This is a genomic window from Pacificitalea manganoxidans (genome assembly GCF_002504165.1).
GTDB classification, from domain to species: domain Bacteria; phylum Pseudomonadota; class Alphaproteobacteria; order Rhodobacterales; family Rhodobacteraceae; genus Pacificitalea; species Pacificitalea manganoxidans.
Map to the genome: position 1 here is coordinate 221,865 of NZ_CP021404.1, position 16,631 is coordinate 238,495.

The window sequence follows — 16,631 nt, forward strand, 5'->3', positions numbered from 1 at the left end:
CTGGCTGGATCACGCGCCGTGGGCGGGTTTCACCTTGCGCTTGATCGGTGCCCAGATGCGCTTGTTCGTGAGGTAGAGCAGCACCGCAAGCAAGCCGAGGAACAGCACAGCCGCAAAGCCGGTCTGTTTCCGCGCCATCATTTTGGGCTCTGCCGTCCACATCAGGAACGCGGCGACGTCGGTTGCGATGGCCTCGACATCATCTTCGTGGCCGTCCTGATAGGTCACGATGCCATCGGACAGCGGCGGTGCCATTGCGATCCAACCGCCGGGGAAGGCGGTGTTCTCGTAATAGGTGGTGCCAGCTTCGACCTTCTCTTCGCCGGTGTAGCCGGAGAGCAGCGCACGGATGTATTCCGGGCCGCCGATGCCTTTGACGAACTGGTTGATGCCGGTGCCATAGGGGCCGTGGAAGCCCGCACGCGCCTTTGCCATCAGGCTCAGGTCGGGTGCGTTCTCAAGGCTCGACGGCGGAAAATGATCCGACGGCTTGGCATTGCGGTAGTCGTCCAGCTCGGGGTCGAAGACCTCCCACTGATCGGCATAGGCGCGCACCTGATCCTCGGGCAGGCCAATGCCGCCCTCGTCCCCGATGCTGCGGATCGGCACGAACTTCAGCCCGTGACAGGCGGAGCAGACCTCGGTGTAGACCTGCAGCCCGCGCTGAAGCTGGAACTGATCGTAGGAGCCGAACGGACCTTCGAAGGAAAACGCGTGATCCTCGATATGGCCTTCGCTGCTCTCCGCCGCCCATGTGGCGCCGGCGCTGATGGTCAGGGCCCCGAGCGCGGCAAGGGCGAGTTTTCTGATGATCATGTCTGATCGTCCTTTCTGATTACTCGGCCGGGGTCGAAACGGTGGAGCCGTCCGACGCGCCGCTCTTGCCGTAATGGGCCACGAAGTCATCCTCGATGGTCGCGGGCCGGGCCTGCGGTTTCTCGATCACGCCCAGCAGGGGCAGAATGACGAGGAAGTAGGCGAACCAGTAGGCCGCACCGATCAGCGAGAAGGTCGCATACGGCTCTTCCGCGGGCATGGCGCCCAGCCACATCAGGGCGATGAAGTCGATGCATAACAGCAGGAACCACCACTTGAACATCGGGCGATAGCGGCCGGACCGCACCGAAGAGGTGTCGAGCCACGGCGCCAGCGCCATCACCGCGATGGCACCGAACATAGCCAGCACGCCGAAGAATTTCGCATCGACGAGACCGCCGGTGATCCAGCCCGCGAACTGCACGACCCACACTTCGGAGGTGAAGGCCCGCAGGATCGCGTAGAACGGCAGGAAATACCATTCGGGCACGATGTGCGACGGCGTCGAAAGCGGGTTCGCCTCGATATAGTTGTCGGGGTGGCCGAGGTAGTTCGGCATGAAGCCGACGACCGCGAAGAACACCAACAGCACCACGGCGAGCGCGAACAGGTCTTTCATCACGAAGTAGGGCCAGAACGGCAGGGTGTCTTTCTGCGCTTCTTCTTTCGAGCCACGGCGCACTTCGACCCCGGTGGGGTTGTTGTTGCCGGTGGTGTGGAACGCCCAGATATGGACGATCACGAGGCCCGCGATAACGAAGGGCAGCAGGTAGTGCAGGGAGAAGAAGCGGTTCAGCGTGGCGTTATCCACCGCCGGTCCGCCCAGCAGCCATGTCTGGATCGCCTCACCGATGAACGGAATGGCGCCAAATAGGCCCGTGATCACGGTCGCACCCCAGAAGGACATCTGACCCCAAGGCAGAACGTAGCCCATGAAGGCGGTGCCCATCATGCACAGGTAGATCAGCATGCCCACGATCCATGTGACCTCACGCGGGGCCTTGTAGGAGCCGTAGAAGAGGCCGCGGAAGATGTGGATATAGACCGCGATGAAGAACAGCGACGCGCCGTTCGCATGCAGGTAGCGCAGCATATGGCCGCCATTCACGTTGCGCATGATGTGCTCGACGCTGGCAAAGGCCAGATCGACATGCGGCGTGTAGTGCATCACCAGAACGATGCCGGTGACGATCTGAAGCGCCAGGCAGAAGGTGAGGATGATGCCCCAGATCCACAGCCAGTTCAGGTTCTTCGGCGTGGGAATCATCAGCGTATCGTAGAGCAGGCCAATGACCGGCAGTCGCCGGTTCAGCCATTTCTCGCCGCTGGTCCTGGGTTCGTAATGATCGTGGGGAATTCCGGACATGGTAGCGTGCCTCCCTTAGCCCAGGACGATGGTGGATTCGCCGTCGAAGGCGGCGACGGGAACCAGCAGGTTCTCGGGGGCCGGGCCGCGGCGGATGCGACCGGCTGTGTCGTAATGCGAGCCGTGGCAGGGGCAGAACCAGCCACCGAAATCACCGGCATTGCCCAGCGGCACGCAGCCCAGATGGGTGCAGACGCCGACCATCACGAGCCATTCCTCGGCCGCGTCGCCTTCGGCGCCGGCGGGAGTCAGGGCCCGGTTCGGGTCGGTTGCGGGCGCGGTGCCGTCAAGGTTGGCGTTGCGCGCGACCGGATCGGGAAGGCTCGACACGTCCACTTCGCGGGCGGCTTCGATTTCCTCGATGGTGCGGCGACGGATGAACACCGGCTTGCCCAGCCATTTGACCGTTACCTGCGTGCCGGGCTGCACGCCCGAGACATCGACGCGGATCGAGCTGAGCGCCTGCACGTCAGCGGACGGGTTCATCTGGTTGACCAACGGCCATACGGCTGCGCCCGTCGCCACGACAGCGGCCCCTGCCGTTGCGTAGTAGAGGAAATCGCGGCGCGTTTCGCCGTGGTGTTCTGCTTGAGACACGGGCAACTCCATTCTGCCGGGGCCTTTTCGGCCGGGTACGACGATGCCGCAGGCCGTGGCCCGCAGCATTTGGTGGCGTTCCTAGCGCCATGACCCCGCTCCGTCCAGCGGACAATGCGGCGCAGGGGGGGCGCGACGATTGCGCGCGTGTCCTCAGGATCACGTTTTCGCCGTATGCGGACGCACCCCCTGTCCCGAAAGCGGGCCTGTGATACAAGGGGTCCAGACCATCCGAGGACATTATCATGCGCCGCACCACGATTGCCGCACTTTCCCTTGCCGCCCTGACGTCGGTTGCCGCCACCGCGCCGGCCCGTGCCGAAATGAGCCTGAGCTTCTACGGCGGGCCGCAGACCGCGCCGCATAGCCGCGTGAAAGGCGATGACGGGGACGGCACCGAATTCAACTTCCTCTCCGAATGGGAAGGCAAGTCGTTCGAAGCGCCGCCGCATTACGGTGTTCGGGGTGTCTGGTGGCGCGATGAGAATCTGGGTTTCGGCGTCGATTTCAACCATGTGAAGGTCTACGCCTCTGACGACACCCGCGAAGACAACGGGTTCGAGAACCTCGAACTGACCGATGGTTTGAACATCCTGACCGCCAACGTGTTCTACCGCTGGCCGGGCCAGTTCGCGGGCGGGGCGCTGACGCCTTACGTCTCCGGCGGTTTGGGGATCGCGGTGCCGCATGTGGATGTCGAAATCAACGACAGCGAAACGTTCGGCTACCAAGTGACCGGCCCCGCCGTCGCGTGGATCGCCGGTGTGTCCTATGACCTCAATGACCGCTGGGCGGTGTTTGGGGAATACAAAGGCACGTTTTCGTCGAACGAGGCCGATCTGGACAATGGCGGCGAGTTGAAAACCGACATCGTCACCAATGCGCTGAATGTCGGTCTGACCCTGAAATTCTGATTTTGCGCGCTATTCGCGCCGCAATGAATAAGGCCCGGATGCTGCATCCGGGCCTTTTGCGTATCTGAGTGGCTCAATTAAACGGCGGGCGGCGCGGTGGCGATCATGCTGTCGCGTTCGGCCATGCGGGCATACCACTGCGCCAGTTGCGGAGCATGCTGCCGCCAGTTGCGGTCCGCGTTGCGCAGATCGAGATATCCCAGCGCACAGGCCAGCGCGATCTGTGCGGCGGTCAGCGGTCCGGCCAGATGTGACATCCAGCGGTCTTCGATCGCGTGGAGCGACCGCTCGACCTTGGACCACTGCCCCTCCACCCAATCGGGAAAACGGATATCTTCAGGGCGCAGGCGCCATTCATAGGCCATCAGCAGCGCGGCATCGAGCATACCATCGGCGATCGATTCCAGCGTCAGCACCTCCCAGATCCGCGCCTGCGGATAGAGCCGATCCCCCGACAGGCTGTCGAGATACCGGGTGATGACGCGGCTGTCGTGAATCGCGCGGCCGTCTTCGCGCAGTAGCACCGGCACCTTACCCAGCGGGTTGGTGGCTGTGGGGGCCTGACTGGAATCAAGCGGGGTGCCGCTGCCGGACAGCAGTTCCACCTGATCGAGCAGGCCGGTTTCGTGCAGCGTGACCATGACCTTGCGGACATAGGGCGATGTCGGGCTGAAATGCAGCTTCATCCTCAAGTCTCCTCCGGGGGTGTCGCGGCTACAGTAGCCATGCCCCAAGGGGATGCCAGCGGGAATCAGGCGGCGCGCGCGTCCCGAACGGCGGCGCGCAGGCGGTCGCCTTCGGACCCGGTGATCAGGGCCGGAACGATTTGGCCCACTGGCTGATCTTGGTCGAACAGGGCTTCGGTGAACTGGGCGGTGCGGCCCATGCGCGGATTTTCCATCAGCACGTCATGGGGCAGCCCCTGCTGCGCCGACAGATGCGCCGCAACCCGCGTGGTGCCTGCCGCGCGCAAACGTGCGGCCCGGTCCTTGATCGCGCGGCCATTCACCTGCGGCATCCGGGCGGCGGGCGTGCCAGGGCGGGGGGAGTATGGGAAGACATGCAGCCATGTCAGGTCGCATTCCTCCACTAGCTTCAGCGAATTGGCGAACATTGCCTCGGTCTCGGTCGGAAAGCCCGCAATGATGTCGGCGCCGAAGGTCATATCAGGCCGCAGGCGCCGGGCCTCCTCGCAGAAGCGGATGGCATCGTCGCGCAGGTGGCGGCGCTTCATCCGTTTCAGGATCATGTCGTCGCCCGCCTGCAGGCTCAGATGCAGATGCGGCATCAGACGCGGTTCGGTCGCGATGGCCTGCATCAGCGCGTCATCCGCCTCGATCGAGTCGATGGAACTGATCCGCAGGCGCGGCAGGTCAGGCACCAGTTTCAGAATGCGCAGCACCAGATCGCCGAGCCGCGGCGTCGCGGGCAGGTCCGCGCCCCAGCTTGTCAAATCGACGCCGGTCAGCACGATCTCGTTATAGCCCTGCTGCACCAGCCGCTTGATCTGATCGACCACCACGCCCGCCGGGACGGAGCGGGAATTGCCGCGCCCGAACGGAATGATGCAGAAGGTGCAGCGGTGGTCGCAGCCATTTTGCACCTGAACATAGGCGCGGGCGCGGGTGCCGAATCCGTCAATTAGATGACCCGCGGTTTCGGTGACGGACATGATGTCATCGACCTGCACACGTTCGGTCTCGCCAATGAAATCGGGGCCCATCGCCGCCCATGTTTCGGGCTGCATCTTCTCCGTATTGCCGATGACGCGGTCGACTTCGGGCATCGCGGCAAAGGTTTCGGGCTCGGTCTGCGCGGCGCAGCCGGTGACGATCAGCGTCGCCTGCGGATTGTCGCGGCGCAGCTTGCGGATTTCCTGCCGCGCCTTGCGCACGGCTTCCGCAGTAACGGCGCAGGTGTTGACCACGACGGCATTGCCGATCCCGGCCTGTTGGGCCAGATCCTTCATCGCCTCGGTCTCATAGGCATTCAGGCGGCAGCCCAATGTGGAGAAGATCGGCGGCGTCGTCATGACAGGGCCTTTACGAATTCGGGCGTCAGCGTAGCGGAGAAGACATGCGCGGTGGGTCCGGTCATCCAGACACCGTCCTCGCGCCAGTCGATATGGATCGTGCCACCGTCGAGGTCGATCGTGACGGCACGTCCCGTCAGCCCGCGCCGCGCCGCCGCCACAGCCGTCGCACAGGAGGAGGAGCCGGAGGCCAGCGTGATCCCGGTGCCGCGCTCCCATACCCGCATCCGCAGCCGGTCGGGGCCGGTCACCTGCGCGACCTGCACGTTTGTCCGTTCCGGAAAAAGCGGGTGGTGTTCATGTTCGGGGCCGAAGCGGGGCAGATCCACCGCTGTCACATCATCGACAAAGAACGTGCAATGCGGATTGCCCATGCCGGTGGCAACGGGATCCCCCGCGATGGGCAGATGCAGCGTGTCAGTGTCCTGCGCCAGCGGCACGGCATCCCAGTCCGTAAGCGGCGCGCCCATGTTGACGGAGGTCAACCCGCCGTCCGCGTCGCGGCAGGGCAGCTCGCCGCGCTCCGTCTCCAGAACCAGTTCGGAGGCGCCGGTTTCCTGCATCAAATGTCGGGCGATGCAGCGGGTGGCATTGCCGCATGCCGCAGAAAGCGAGCCGTCGGCATTATAGAACACCAGCCGCGCCGCGATGCCCGGCCGCGCGCCGGGATGAATCACCGCAAGCTGGTCGAAGCCCACACCACGGTGCCGGTCCGCCAGCCCCGCGATCAGGGCGGCCTGCGGCACCGGCAGCCCGTGCCGGCAATCGATCACCACGAAGTCGTTGCCCAGCCCATGCATCTTCATGAAAGGCAGGTCCGACCCGTGTGCGTTGGGGGAGGAGTCGTTGCGCATGGGGGGCCATATACGCGCCCCGGCAAATCATTTCCAGAGAGTTCGGATTTTACGCTTGACCCCCTCTGCCTGACCCCCTAGAGAGCGGGCCTCAAGTGGGCCGTTAGCTCAGTTGGTAGAGCAACTGACTTTTAATCAGTGGGTCGCAGGTTCGAATCCTGCACGGCTCACCACTTGTTTCCCCGATAACAGACCGTTGCAGTGGAAATCGCCTCCGGGCGCCCCCGTCGGGTGGCGCGCGGTTTGTGGCGTTCGCACTGCCGTTTTGGCGCCATCTGAGGGCGTGGTTTAACCCACCGCTTTCAGCACCCTCCGGACACAAAAATGCCGGGCAGGTTTCCCCGCCCGGCATTCGGTTTCAAGCTGCGCGATGCGCTTACATCTTGGCGCGTTCGCTTTGCAGGCCGCGGAAGATCGCCCAGCACATTACCAGCAACACAATGGTAAAGGGCAGGCCGGTCGAAATGACCATCGACTGCAACGAGGCAAGCCCGCCTGCCGACAGCAGCAACACGATTGCCACCGCCCCTTCGAACACGCACCAGAACACGCGCTGCGGAACCGGCGCGTCGACCTTGCCGCCTGCGGTGATCGTATCGATCACGAGCGAGCCGGAATCGGACGAGGTGACGAAGAACACGATCACCAGAATGATGCCGATGAACGACGTGATCGACGCCAGCGGCAGCGCATCGAGCATGCGGAACAGCTGGATCGGCAGATCGGCCTCCTGCGCGGCGGTGTAGCCGTCCTGAAGCACTTGCTGGATCGCGGTGCCGCCAAAGACGCTCATCCACAGCACGCAGACAAGGCTCGGGATCAGCAGGACGCAGACGATGAATTCCCGCACGGTGCGGCCACGGCTGACGCGCGCGATGAACATGCCGACGAAGGGCGACCACGAAATCCACCACGCCCAATAAAAGGCCGTCCAACCTTGGGAGAAGTTGACATCTTCGCGCCCCACAGGGTTCGACAGGGCGGGCAGGTATTGCGCATAGGCCCAAAGGCTGTCGACGAAGCCGGTAAGGATCGCCAGCGTCGGCCCCACGATCAGCACGAACAGCAGCAGCAGTGCCGCGAGCCCCATGTTGATTTCGGACAGGATTTTCACCCCACCGTCGAGCCCGCGCAGCACGGAGATCAGCGCAACCGCCGTAATCCCGGAGATCAGGATCACTTCGGCCGTTGGTCCCACGGGGATGCCGAACAGTTCGTTCAGACCGGCATTGGCCTGTGTCGCGCCAAAGCCCAGCGATGTGGCCAGACCGAACAGCGTTGCGAAGACCGCAAGGATGTCGATGACATGCCCGGTCCAGCCCCACACCCGATCACCGAAGATCGGGTAGAACGCGGACCGGATCGTCAGCGGCAGGCCCTTGTTGTAGCTGAACAGCGCCAGCGCAAGCGCCACGACCGCGTAGATCGCCCAAGGGTGAAGGCCCCAGTGGAAAATCGTGGCAGCCATGCCAAGGCGAACGGCCTCGGCCTCATCGCCCGATGCAGCCCCCAGAGGCGCCCAGTCGGTGCGCCCCCCGGTGGCGGCGAACAGGCCGCGCGCATCGCCCGGCACGTCCGCGTCCAGCGCAGCGGTGACGGCTGTGGCGTCGGGACGGGTGACGCCGGTGATCGCCTCGAACTGTTCCTGGCTTTGGATGCCCGGCGGCAGCGCGCCATCGGTCAGCGGCTCCCCGGTATAGGTTACCCCGTAGGAGGTGCCCCCCGATGCCGTGGAGAAGTGCGTCAGCGGCTCGGACACGCCATAGAACATCAGGCCGATGCCCATGCCTGCCGCGAACAGCATCGCGAACCAGCCGGGGTAGGTGTAATCAGGCGTGGCTTCGGTGCCGCCTAGCCGGACGGAGCCATACGGCGTCACGATCAACAGCAGGCAGAAGATGACGAATAGGTTCGCCGCGCCGAGGAAGAACCAGTCAAAGCCCTGCGTGACCGAGGCGAACAGCCAGTTGAACACGGACCCCGCCTGTTCAGGCAGTGCCAGCGTGTAGAACACGAACGCGACAACGGCGAGGCCCGAGATCAGAAAGACCGGGTTGTGAATGTCGAAGCCGAAAGGCCCAACGGAGCCTTCCAGATTGTCCTGACCGATATTGTAGTCGGTATCGATGATGGCGGCGGCGCCTTCGGGCTCCGGCAGGCCGTGATCGGTGGTTGTCGGATCGCTCATGCGGTGCCTCCGGTGCGACAATGCCGCGCCGCCGGGTGGGTCATCTTCATGTTCCCTCCTGTGCTCCGATCCGCGGGCGGGCGGTCGGACTCGTCTGAATTTTGATTGCGTCGGCCGCCTCTATCGGCGGAACCCTGCGCATGGATATAGAGCAACCTTCCCAATTGGGCAAACCGACGGGGCGGAGGCGGCTGCGCAAGTCCCTGTAAAACAAGGAGACGTCACGGCAGGCAGGGGTGTTTTGGGGGGTGTTGAGCGGGGATCACGCACCGGATCGGACAGGCGTCGGGGCAGGCGATCCCCGGCGACAAGACCGGGGTCAGTTCATCCGGATGGCTTTTTTGTCGATGGTCAGCATGTAGCCCTTGCGGGCGATGGTGCGGATCAGAAGTTCGCTCACCATTTGGTTGCCGAGCGCATCGCGCAGGCGCTTGATGCGCGTGGCTCCCGCGGCCTCGTCGCAATCGGCGCTGGCACGACCGGTGATTACGGCCTCGATTTCGGCCCCGTTCAGCACGTCTTCGTCCAGACGTGCTTCTGCCAGCACGGCCAGCGTCTCGATCGCGGCCTCGGTCAGCTTGAATTCCATGTTGTTAAGCGTGACCATCCGCTGTTCGCGCGAAATCACCAGCGAAGATACCTGAATACCCGCCCGCTCTATCTGTCCCAGCCTGCGGTTCAGGGCAACAATCATCACCAGAAAGACGAGCGCCGCGATCAGCAGCGCGGTGGCAAAGATCAGCAGCACGAACAACATCATCCGGTAGGAGCCCAGCACATCCGAAAACGCCGTGCCGGAGGCGGCGAGGATTTCCAGCAGGCGGATCTCGGCCTCGGCGGTAAGGCTGTCATTCTCGACAAAGATACGCTCGACACGCGCATTGAAAACGTTGCCATCCGGCAGCGTCAGGAACAGCGCAATCGCGGCAAAGGCCAGAATGCCGACGATGGCGGCGATACCGCCGCCGATCAGCAAATTGGCCCTGCGCCGGGTGTCAGTAGCGGAGGAAATTGGGTCCAGCACTCTTCTTTCTTTCCTCCAGCCCGTCCTCATCGAACACTGACAGAACATTCAGCAGCGTCCAGCCGTCGCGCGCCAGTCGCGGCTCCAGTTCGGCGCGTGCGGCCCGCTTATCACAGCGGGTGTCGTCTATTTCCGCAACGCCGTAATGCAGGCGCAGAGGCGTATCGCGCTTGGCCTTGTAATCGGCATAGCACGCCGCCGAGGCGGGCGAGGCCAGTGCCGCAAACGCGACCGCAATCATGAGGGAAAGGATGGGGCGTGTCATGCATCCACCTTGGGCCGTGCGCGCGCGATATTCAATAACCACGCGGGGTTTCGCAGGCTGCTATCGCTTATCACCGGGGCGATATTGCCTGTCTGGCGGGGCAGGCCGCATCACCGGGTCATACCGTCCGGTTCGCCGTGACATCCCAGCCCGATCTAATGCGGGCAGCCGAGAGGAGAGACCTATGTTCAAGCGCATTCTCAGACCCGTGACCGGTGCCGCTCTCGCTATCACCGTCGCGCTTACCGGATGGGGGGCAAGCACCGCGCCCGCCGCCGCGCTGACGACCGATGAGCTGATCCGCCTGATGGCCGGGGCGGCCATTGTCCAATCCGCCGAGCGGGCCCGTGACACCCGGCAGGACGACCGCCGCCATTGGCAGCAGACGGATCGTTACAACAATCGCGGCAATGACTATGGCCGCTGGGATCAAGATGGCCGCCGCCGCGATCATCCCGCAACGCCGTCGCGCAATCGCAAGGTGCTGCCCGCATCCTGCCGTATCGTGCTCGACACCCGGAACGGCACGCGCCGCTATTTCGCAGAGCGCTGCCTGCAACGGCAAACCGACCTGCGGTCGCTGCCGCGCGAGTGTCAGCGCTATGTCCGCCTGAACCGCGGCACGATCCGCGCCTATGAGCAGGGCTGCATGAAGGACCGCGGCTACAAGGTCAAAGGCTGACAGTTGAGGCAGGCAGGCGAGGTCCTCACGTCCTTGGGGTTCGTCTGTCAGCAGGGGCCGGCGCGTCATCCCACGCGGTGCCGGTCCAAGACTGGAGCGGGCAGGGCAACCTGTCCGCTCTTTTTTATGGCAGGGGCGGCGCGCGGCGGTGACGTGGCGCAGCTTTGCCAGCGCGCGTCATGGCGGCTTGCCTCCGGGCGGCGCGATCGGGCATCACCGGGACATGACCACCATTGTTCGACCGCTCCCCGATTTCACCTATGAAACTGCTGCCCGTGCTCGTGGGGCGCGCGTCATCGCCGGTGTGGATGAGGTGGGCCGCGGCCCTCTTGCCGGGCCCGTGACCGCCGCTGCCGTGGTGCTGGACCCGGATCGCATTCCCGCCGGGCTGAACGACAGCAAGAAGCTTACCCCCGCGCGGCGTGAAGCATTGGCTACGGAAATCGAGGCGGTGGCCATCTGCCGTGTCGTGCATCTGGATGTGGATGAAATCGAAACGCTGAACATCCTTGGCGCCTCGATGGAGGCAATGCGCCGCGCGCTGGCGCTGTTGCCAGTGCCGCCATGCCATGCGCTGATCGACGGAAACCGGCAGCCCGGAAACCTGTGTTGCCCGGCTGAGACGGTGGTGAAGGGCGACGGTCTGGTGCTGTCTATCGCCGCCGCGTCCATCGTCGCGAAGGTCGCGCGGGATCGCCTTATGGTTGAATTGGCGTTGCAATATCCGGGCTATGGTTGGGAATCCAACATGGGATATGGCGCGCCGGTGCATCTGGCGGCGCTCTCGCGCCTTGGTGTGACCCCACACCATAGACGTTCGTTCGCACCTGTGCGCAACATCTTGTATCAAGATAAATCACCAACCGACTGATTCAAAAAAGAAATTGACCGCGAATCGGGATTGACTCATCTTTTGTCCACAACATGAAGCGCCACAAAGTGCGCTCGGATGAGGCAGAAGTAATGAAAACGACTAAACCCGCGGGCCTGCCCGCCGGGCAGCATGTGCCGCTGCCGCTCAACCAGATTCTCGATGGTGATTGCATCGAGCGGATGCGCGCGCTCCCTGAAAACTCCGTCGACCTGATCTTTGCGGACCCGCCCTATAACCTGCAGTTGAAGGGCGCGTTGCATCGCCCCGACAACTCCATGGTCGACGCGGTGGATGACGAATGGGATCAGTTCGCAAGCTTCGCGGCCTATGACAAATTCACCCGCGAATGGCTGGCCGCAGCCCGCCGTATTCTGAAGCCCGACGGCGCGATCTGGGTGATTGGATCGTATCACAACATTTTCCGCGTCGGCGCTGCGTTGCAGGACGCGGGCTACTGGCTGCTCAATGATGTGGTGTGGCGCAAATCGAACCCGATGCCGAATTTCCGCGGCAAGCGGCTAACCAATGCCCATGAGACGATGATCTGGGCCAGCAAGTCCGACACCGCGAAATACACCTTCAACTACGAGGCGCTGAAATCGCTGAACGAAGGCGTGCAGATGCGCTCCGACTGGGTGCTGCCGATCTGCACCGGCCATGAACGCCTGAAAAACGCCAAGGGCGAGAAGGCGCATCCCACGCAGAAGCCCGAAAGCCTTCTGCACCGGGTGCTGATCGCTACGACCAATCCCGGCGATGTGGTGCTTGATCCGTTCTTTGGCACCGGCACCACCGGCGCTGTCGCCAAGATGCTGGGCCGCGATTTCATCGGGATCGAGCGGGAGGCCGAATACCGCGAGGTCGCCGCAGCCCGGATCGCCCGTGTCCGCAAATATGACAGCGATGCGCTGCGAGTTTCGACGTCCAAACGGGCGGAGCCGCGCGTGCCCTTCGGTCAGTTGGTCGAGCGCGGGATGCTGCGACCGGGCGAAATGCTGACCTCCCTCAATGGCAAACGCTCGGCCAAGGTGCGGGCCGATGGCACGCTGATCGCCGATGACGTGCGCGGCTCGATCCATCAGGTGGGCGCCGCGCTCGAAGGTGCGCCTTCCTGCAATGGCTGGACCTACTGGTGCTTCCGCCGCGACGGCCAGAGCGTCCCGATCGATGTGCTGCGCCAGCAGATCCGCGCAGAAATGGCCCGTCCGAGCGACGTCTGACCTTGCCCCTTCAGCGCGGCATCGGTGTGGTGCCGCGCTTGTAGGGCATCCAGTCCGTGATCTCCGGGTAGTAGCGTTTGCGCCAAGCGCGGACGCGCGGGTTCATCACCCGCCGCCATGCCGGAGGCACCATCGCCAGCGCCGTCATCACCGGATAACCATGGGGCAATTGCGGGGCCTCATCCTCGGGGTAGGTCTGTAGCAACGGAAACCGGCGCTGCGGCTTGTAATGGTGGTCGGAATGGCGTTGCAGGTTGATGAGCAGCCAGTTCGTCGCACGGTGGGCCGCGTTCCAGCTATGGCGTGGCTGAACGTGTTCGTATCGCCCATCGCCCAGATGCTTCCGCGTCAGCCCGTAATGTTCGACGTAGTTGGTCAGTTCCAGCTGCCAGATGGCGACGCCGGCCTGCAGCATGAACAGCCCGACCCCGGCCCAGCCACCGATCAGCGCGGCAAGCGTCAGAAACATGAATTGCAGCGCGGCGTAGCGCCAAAACGGGTTGCGCAGGCTGCGGGCGGACAGGCCGCGTCGCTCAAGAAGCGCCGCCTCTGCCCGCCACGCGGAGGGCGGGCAACGGGTCAGCACCCGGTAAAAATAGCGGTGGAAGCCTTCGTTATAGCGGGCCGTGACCGGGTCGCGCGGCGTGCCGACATAGCGGTGATGAACCAACAAATGTTCGCTGCGGAAATGGGAATAGAGCACACTGGCCAGCAGTAGATCGGCCAGCCAGCGCTCGACCCGGTTGGTCTGATGCATCAACTCGTGGGAATAGACGATGCCGATGGTGCCGGACACGACCCCCACGCCAAAGAACAGGCCAAAGGTCTCCCACCCGCCCAGATGTGTGGCGCGGGTGACATACCAGATCATGCCGTAAACCAGCGCCATTTGCAGCGGGAACCAGATCATCGTGATGGCGCGATACCAAAACAGCTCCGCCTCCGGGGTGTCTGGATCGGCATTGTCTTGGTTAAGCCCGGCCAGCGCATCGATCACCGAATAGAGCCCCCAAGCAAAGCCCGGCAGCAGCAGCACCCACCAGCCGCCCAGCCCGGCGGCGATCACGGCCAACGGCAGGAGCAGCACAGACATCCAGAACGGCAATGCGGCGCGAATACGGGTCAGCGTGGCGGCGCGGCTGGTCTTGTCGCTGATGGAGGCGCTGTCCCCGGCAGGCTTAGCGGCGGCGGGCGTCGCGGCGGGGGCGGGTTCATCGGTTCGGGTCATCGGCGGCCTCCCGGCAGCAGTGGCGGTGTGCCGACCTTAGAGCCGTGACGCGACCTGCTCAATCCGCCAAGGGGTCACGAGACCGTTGCGACCATACCGGCGCGGCAAGGTCATAGGCTTTGCGCATCACCGTTGGCAACGCCGCCGGGCTGAGCTTTGGCGCGATGTGCAGGCCGGCCGTGCCCTCGGCAGCGGTGTCTGCTGCCGCCGCATCAAGATCTGCGACCCAGATGGTCAGCCGCAGATGGAAATGGGTGAAGGTATGGCGCACCTCCCCCGGCAGTTGCTGCCACGCGCCGGGCAGCGGCGGGGTGGGCTGCGCGGGGCTTTCTGTCCAGTCGGTGCCGGGAAAGCCCAGCATCCCGCCCAGAAGACCCTGCGCAGGGCGCGTCTCCAACAGCCAGCCGTCCTCTGGCACGCGCCCGACATAAAGATGACCGTGACGCACGGGTTTCGGCTTCTTCGGGGTTTTGCGCGGCAGCAGCGCGGCAGTGCCGCGAGCGCGGGCCATACAGGGCTCCCGCCACGGGCAGATGCCGCAGGCCGGATTGCGCGGGGTGCAGATCGTAGCCCCTAAATCCATCATCGCCTGCGCATGATCGCCGGGGCGTTCATTCGGCGTCAGATCGGCTGCATGCGCGGTCAGTTCCGGTTTCGCGGCGGGCAGTGGGGTGTGGATATCGTGAAGCCGCGCGACGACACGCTCTACATTGCCATCGACCACGGTCTCTGCACGGTCAAAGGCAATCGCCGCGATTGCGGCGGAGGTATAGGGCCCGATGCCGGGCAGCGCGCGCAGGCCGGCCACATCCTCGGGGAACCGCCCATCATGGTCGTCCGTCACAACCCGCGCGCATTTCAGCAGGTTTCGGGCGCGGGCGTAGTAACCCAGCCCGGCCCAAGCAGCCATCACATCGGCATCGTCGGCGGCGGCGAGCGCGCCCACCGTGGGCCAGCGGGTGGTGAATTTGTGAAAATAGTCCTTAACCGCCGCGACGGTCGTTTGTTGCAGCATGACCTCGGACAGCCAGATGCGATAGGGATCGGGGCGGCGGTCGTCGCCGGGCGGTACCCGCCACGGCAGGGCACGGGCGTGGCGGTCGTACCAGCCAAGAAGGACGCGGCTTAGCGCGGCAGGGTCGGTCATGAACGTCACGCAATCTTTATGGTGCGGGGGCGGGCTTTGGGCTAGCCGCGGGATCACACCGGGATAGAATAGCCCGAGCAGAGGGAAAAGGAGCATCATGCCCCATCCAGGCGGATCCGGCCCCCGAAAGGGCGGCGCGCAAGGCGGCAAGGCGGGCGGTAAGACGACCGGCGGCACGGGCGCCCGTGCCGGTCAGGCCCCGCGTCGCTCGCGTGGGTTTCAGCGCACGTCGGTGCTGTTGAAAGACCGGATCAAGGGGGCCAGTCAGGCCCGTGGATTTGCCGTGACCCGCATCCTGACCCATTGGGCCGAGATTGTGGGCGAACAGACCGCCGCGCAATGCCGCCCGATTGATGTTAAATACGGGCGGAATGGCTTTGGCGCGACGTTGAGCGTTCTGACCACCGGCGCGATGGCCCCGATGCTGCAAATGCAGGAGCCGCAGATCCGCGATAAGATCAACGCCGTCTACGGGTATGCCGCGATTTCCAAGATCCGCATCACGCAAACCGCGCCCACCGGCTTTGCCGAAGGGCAGGCAGTGTTCGGCTCCACCCTCAAACGCACCGAGAAACCAGCCCCTCCGCCCGCCGTAAAGGTGGATGCCGCCCGGCTTTCGGACGGGGTCGAAAACGACGCATTGCGGCAGGCGCTTCAATCGCTTGCCGAACATGTGCTGACGCGAAACACCAATGCAGAATAGAGGTATGTCGATGATCCGTATGAAGAGCTTGGCCGCAGTGCCGCTGACCGTGATGGCGCTGTCCCTGCCGGGCATGGCGCTGGCGCAGGACAGCACTGCCGCCGACACCACCGCAGAGACGGCCACCGATCAGACCGGGACCGATACCGCCGCGACAGCAGAGCCGGTCGTCGACGAAAACGGGGTTATCGAGATGTCGATCGGGGCAGCCGATGCGCCGGTGACCATCGTAGAATACGCCTCCTTCACCTGTCCGCATTGTGCCAATTGGCACGATCAGGTGTGGTCCGACCTGAAGGCCGACTACATCGATACCGGCAAGGTCAAATTCGTGCTGCGCGAAGTCTATTTCGACCGTCCGGGCCTGTGGGCTGGCATGGTCGCACGCTGCGCCGGGCCGGACCGGTATTTCGGTGTGACCGATATGCTGTTTGACGAGCAAAGCGCCTGGACGTCGGGCGGGCAGCCCGCACAGATCGCCGAAGGGCTGCGCAAGATCGGCCTGAAGGCCGGGCTTGAGCCCGATCAGCTCGACGCGTGTTTGCAGGATGGCGAGAAGGCTCAGGCCTTGGTTGCGACCTTCGAAAGCACGACGCAGGCCGACGATATTTCGGCAACGCCTACGTTCCTCATCAACGGCGAAAAGTATTCCAACATGAACTACGCCGACATGAAGGAAATCATCGACGACGAACTGCCCGAGAACTGATCGCCATTGGCG

At 64.0% G+C, this 16,631-nt stretch carries 17 protein-coding genes and 1 tRNA gene; 7 read left to right on the plus strand and 11 right to left on the minus strand.

What is annotated here, in order from left to right; all coding sequences use genetic code 11:
* Positions 1-9: 9 nt before the first annotated feature.
* Genes CBW24_RS01020 through petA form a run of 3 tightly spaced genes read right to left on the minus strand, consistent with a single transcriptional unit; the run spans position 10 to position 2,779 of the window.
* Positions 10-813 carry a cytochrome c1 gene (locus CBW24_RS01020; protein ID WP_088663182.1) on the minus strand — a complete coding sequence of 268 codons (804 nt, stop codon included), beginning with the start codon at positions 811-813 and terminating at the stop codon, positions 10-12.
* 22 nt (positions 814-835) lie between these two features.
* Complete coding sequence (gene petB / locus CBW24_RS01025) at positions 836-2,182, minus strand: cytochrome b (RefSeq protein ID WP_088663009.1); 1,347 nt, start codon at positions 2,180-2,182, stop codon at positions 836-838.
* Positions 2,183-2,197: 15 nt separating this feature from the next.
* Positions 2,198-2,779 carry a ubiquinol-cytochrome c reductase iron-sulfur subunit gene (petA, locus tag CBW24_RS01030; RefSeq protein ID WP_088663181.1) on the minus strand — a complete coding sequence of 194 codons (582 nt, stop codon included), beginning with the start codon at positions 2,777-2,779 and terminating at the stop codon, positions 2,198-2,200.
* Between the two features lie 245 nt (positions 2,780-3,024).
* On the opposite strand from petA, the gene CBW24_RS01035 reads away from it, so the two are divergent.
* A complete protein-coding gene (locus CBW24_RS01035; protein ID WP_088663008.1) occupies positions 3,025-3,693 on the plus strand; it encodes an outer membrane beta-barrel protein in 669 nt (222 codons plus the stop codon).
* Positions 3,694-3,770: 77 nt separating this feature from the next.
* Here CBW24_RS01035 and CBW24_RS01040 read toward each other — a convergent pair whose 3' ends face one another.
* The 3 genes from CBW24_RS01040 to dapF form a co-directional block, all read right to left on the minus strand.
* Positions 3,771-4,379, minus strand: coding sequence for a glutathione S-transferase (locus tag CBW24_RS01040; protein ID WP_097372385.1), 609 nt, complete (start codon positions 4,377-4,379; stop codon positions 3,771-3,773).
* A gap of 65 nt (positions 4,380-4,444) precedes the next feature.
* Positions 4,445-5,725: a tRNA (N(6)-L-threonylcarbamoyladenosine(37)-C(2))-methylthiotransferase MtaB gene (mtaB, locus tag CBW24_RS01045; protein WP_097372386.1), complete on the minus strand. Its 1,281-nt coding sequence runs from the start codon at positions 5,723-5,725 to the stop codon at positions 4,445-4,447.
* Positions 5,722-6,531 (minus strand): diaminopimelate epimerase, encoded by an 810-nt coding sequence (gene dapF, locus CBW24_RS01050; protein WP_232529985.1) that lies wholly within the window; start codon positions 6,529-6,531, stop codon positions 5,722-5,724. The genes mtaB and dapF overlap by 4 nt, the downstream gene beginning before the upstream one ends.
* Before the next feature lie 145 nt (positions 6,532-6,676).
* Here dapF and CBW24_RS01055 point away from each other — a divergent pair.
* Positions 6,677-6,752: transfer RNA gene (locus tag CBW24_RS01055), tRNA-Lys, on the plus strand.
* A 203-nt stretch (positions 6,753-6,955) separates the two neighbouring features.
* Here CBW24_RS01055 and CBW24_RS01060 read toward each other — a convergent pair.
* The 3 genes from CBW24_RS01060 to CBW24_RS01070 all read right to left on the minus strand — a co-directional run bounded on the left by CBW24_RS01060 (position 6,956) and on the right by CBW24_RS01070 (position 10,056).
* Positions 6,956-8,767, minus strand: a complete 1,812-nt coding sequence (locus CBW24_RS01060) for a BCCT family transporter (protein WP_097372388.1) — start codon at positions 8,765-8,767, stop codon at positions 6,956-6,958.
* A 319-nt stretch (positions 8,768-9,086) separates the two neighbouring features.
* Positions 9,087-9,791, minus strand: coding sequence for a winged helix-turn-helix domain-containing protein (locus CBW24_RS01065; protein WP_198405202.1), 705 nt, complete (start codon positions 9,789-9,791; stop codon positions 9,087-9,089).
* Positions 9,763-10,056 (minus strand): hypothetical protein, encoded by a 294-nt coding sequence (locus CBW24_RS01070; RefSeq protein ID WP_088663003.1) that lies wholly within the window; start codon positions 10,054-10,056, stop codon positions 9,763-9,765. Before CBW24_RS01070 ends, CBW24_RS01065 begins: the two co-directional genes overlap by 29 nt.
* Before the next feature lie 184 nt (positions 10,057-10,240).
* Between CBW24_RS01070 and CBW24_RS01075 the strand changes: the two genes are divergently transcribed.
* The 3 genes from CBW24_RS01075 to CBW24_RS01085 all read left to right on the plus strand — a co-directional run bounded on the left by CBW24_RS01075 (position 10,241) and on the right by CBW24_RS01085 (position 12,832).
* Positions 10,241-10,738 (plus strand): hypothetical protein, encoded by a 498-nt coding sequence (locus CBW24_RS01075; RefSeq protein ID WP_097372390.1) that lies wholly within the window; start codon positions 10,241-10,243, stop codon positions 10,736-10,738.
* A gap of 223 nt (positions 10,739-10,961) precedes the next feature.
* The gene (locus CBW24_RS01080) at positions 10,962-11,609 is read left to right on the plus strand and encodes a ribonuclease HII (protein WP_097374079.1); all 648 of its coding nucleotides are present in this window, start codon (positions 10,962-10,964) and stop codon (positions 11,607-11,609) included.
* Between the two features lie 92 nt (positions 11,610-11,701).
* Positions 11,702-12,832 (plus strand): site-specific DNA-methyltransferase, encoded by a 1,131-nt coding sequence (locus CBW24_RS01085; RefSeq protein WP_097372391.1) that lies wholly within the window; start codon positions 11,702-11,704, stop codon positions 12,830-12,832.
* Positions 12,833-12,842: 10 nt separating this feature from the next.
* Here CBW24_RS01085 and CBW24_RS01090 read toward each other — a convergent pair whose 3' ends face one another.
* On the minus strand, positions 12,843-13,925 hold the full coding sequence (locus CBW24_RS01090; protein WP_232530288.1) for an alkane 1-monooxygenase: 1,083 nt from the start codon (positions 13,923-13,925) through the stop codon (positions 12,843-12,845).
* A 193-nt stretch (positions 13,926-14,118) separates the two neighbouring features.
* The gene (gene mutY / locus CBW24_RS01095) at positions 14,119-15,207 is read right to left on the minus strand and encodes an A/G-specific adenine glycosylase (RefSeq protein WP_097374080.1); all 1,089 of its coding nucleotides are present in this window, start codon (positions 15,205-15,207) and stop codon (positions 14,119-14,121) included.
* 97 nt (positions 15,208-15,304) lie between these two features.
* Between mutY and CBW24_RS01100 the strand changes: the two genes are divergently transcribed.
* Both CBW24_RS01100 and CBW24_RS01105 read left to right on the plus strand, forming a co-directional pair.
* A complete protein-coding gene (locus CBW24_RS01100) occupies positions 15,305-15,910 on the plus strand; it encodes a DUF721 domain-containing protein (RefSeq protein WP_097372393.1) in 606 nt (201 codons plus the stop codon).
* A 10-nt stretch (positions 15,911-15,920) separates the two neighbouring features.
* On the plus strand, positions 15,921-16,619 hold the full coding sequence (locus CBW24_RS01105) for a DsbA family protein (protein ID WP_198405203.1): 699 nt from the start codon (positions 15,921-15,923) through the stop codon (positions 16,617-16,619).
* Positions 16,620-16,631 lie beyond the last annotated feature (12 nt).

Coding starts and splice junctions, on each gene's coding strand:
- petB (WP_088663009.1), bottom strand. CDS start 2,182: ATGTCCGGAATTCCCCACGATCATTACGAACCCAGGACCAGCGGCGAG.
- CBW24_RS01035 (WP_088663008.1), top strand. CDS start 3,025: ATGCGCCGCACCACGATTGCCGCACTTTCCCTTGCCGCCCTGACGTCG.
- CBW24_RS01040 (WP_097372385.1), bottom strand. CDS start 4,379: ATGAAGCTGCATTTCAGCCCGACATCGCCCTATGTCCGCAAGGTCATG.
- mtaB (WP_097372386.1), bottom strand. CDS start 5,725: ATGACGACGCCGCCGATCTTCTCCACATTGGGCTGCCGCCTGAATGCC.
- dapF (WP_232529985.1), bottom strand. CDS start 6,531: ATGAAGATGCATGGGCTGGGCAACGACTTCGTGGTGATCGATTGCCGG.
- CBW24_RS01060 (WP_097372388.1), bottom strand. CDS start 8,767: ATGAGCGATCCGACAACCACCGATCACGGCCTGCCGGAGCCCGAAGGC.
- CBW24_RS01070 (WP_088663003.1), bottom strand. CDS start 10,056: ATGACACGCCCCATCCTTTCCCTCATGATTGCGGTCGCGTTTGCGGCA.
- CBW24_RS01075 (WP_097372390.1), top strand. CDS start 10,241: ATGTTCAAGCGCATTCTCAGACCCGTGACCGGTGCCGCTCTCGCTATC.
- CBW24_RS01080 (WP_097374079.1), top strand. CDS start 10,962: ATGACCACCATTGTTCGACCGCTCCCCGATTTCACCTATGAAACTGCT.
- CBW24_RS01085 (WP_097372391.1), top strand. CDS start 11,702: ATGAAAACGACTAAACCCGCGGGCCTGCCCGCCGGGCAGCATGTGCCG.
- CBW24_RS01090 (WP_232530288.1), bottom strand. CDS start 13,925: ATGTCTGTGCTGCTCCTGCCGTTGGCCGTGATCGCCGCCGGGCTGGGC.
- mutY (WP_097374080.1), bottom strand. CDS start 15,207: ATGACCGACCCTGCCGCGCTAAGCCGCGTCCTTCTTGGCTGGTACGAC.
- CBW24_RS01100 (WP_097372393.1), top strand. CDS start 15,305: ATGCCCCATCCAGGCGGATCCGGCCCCCGAAAGGGCGGCGCGCAAGGC.
- CBW24_RS01105 (WP_198405203.1), top strand. CDS start 15,921: ATGATCCGTATGAAGAGCTTGGCCGCAGTGCCGCTGACCGTGATGGCG.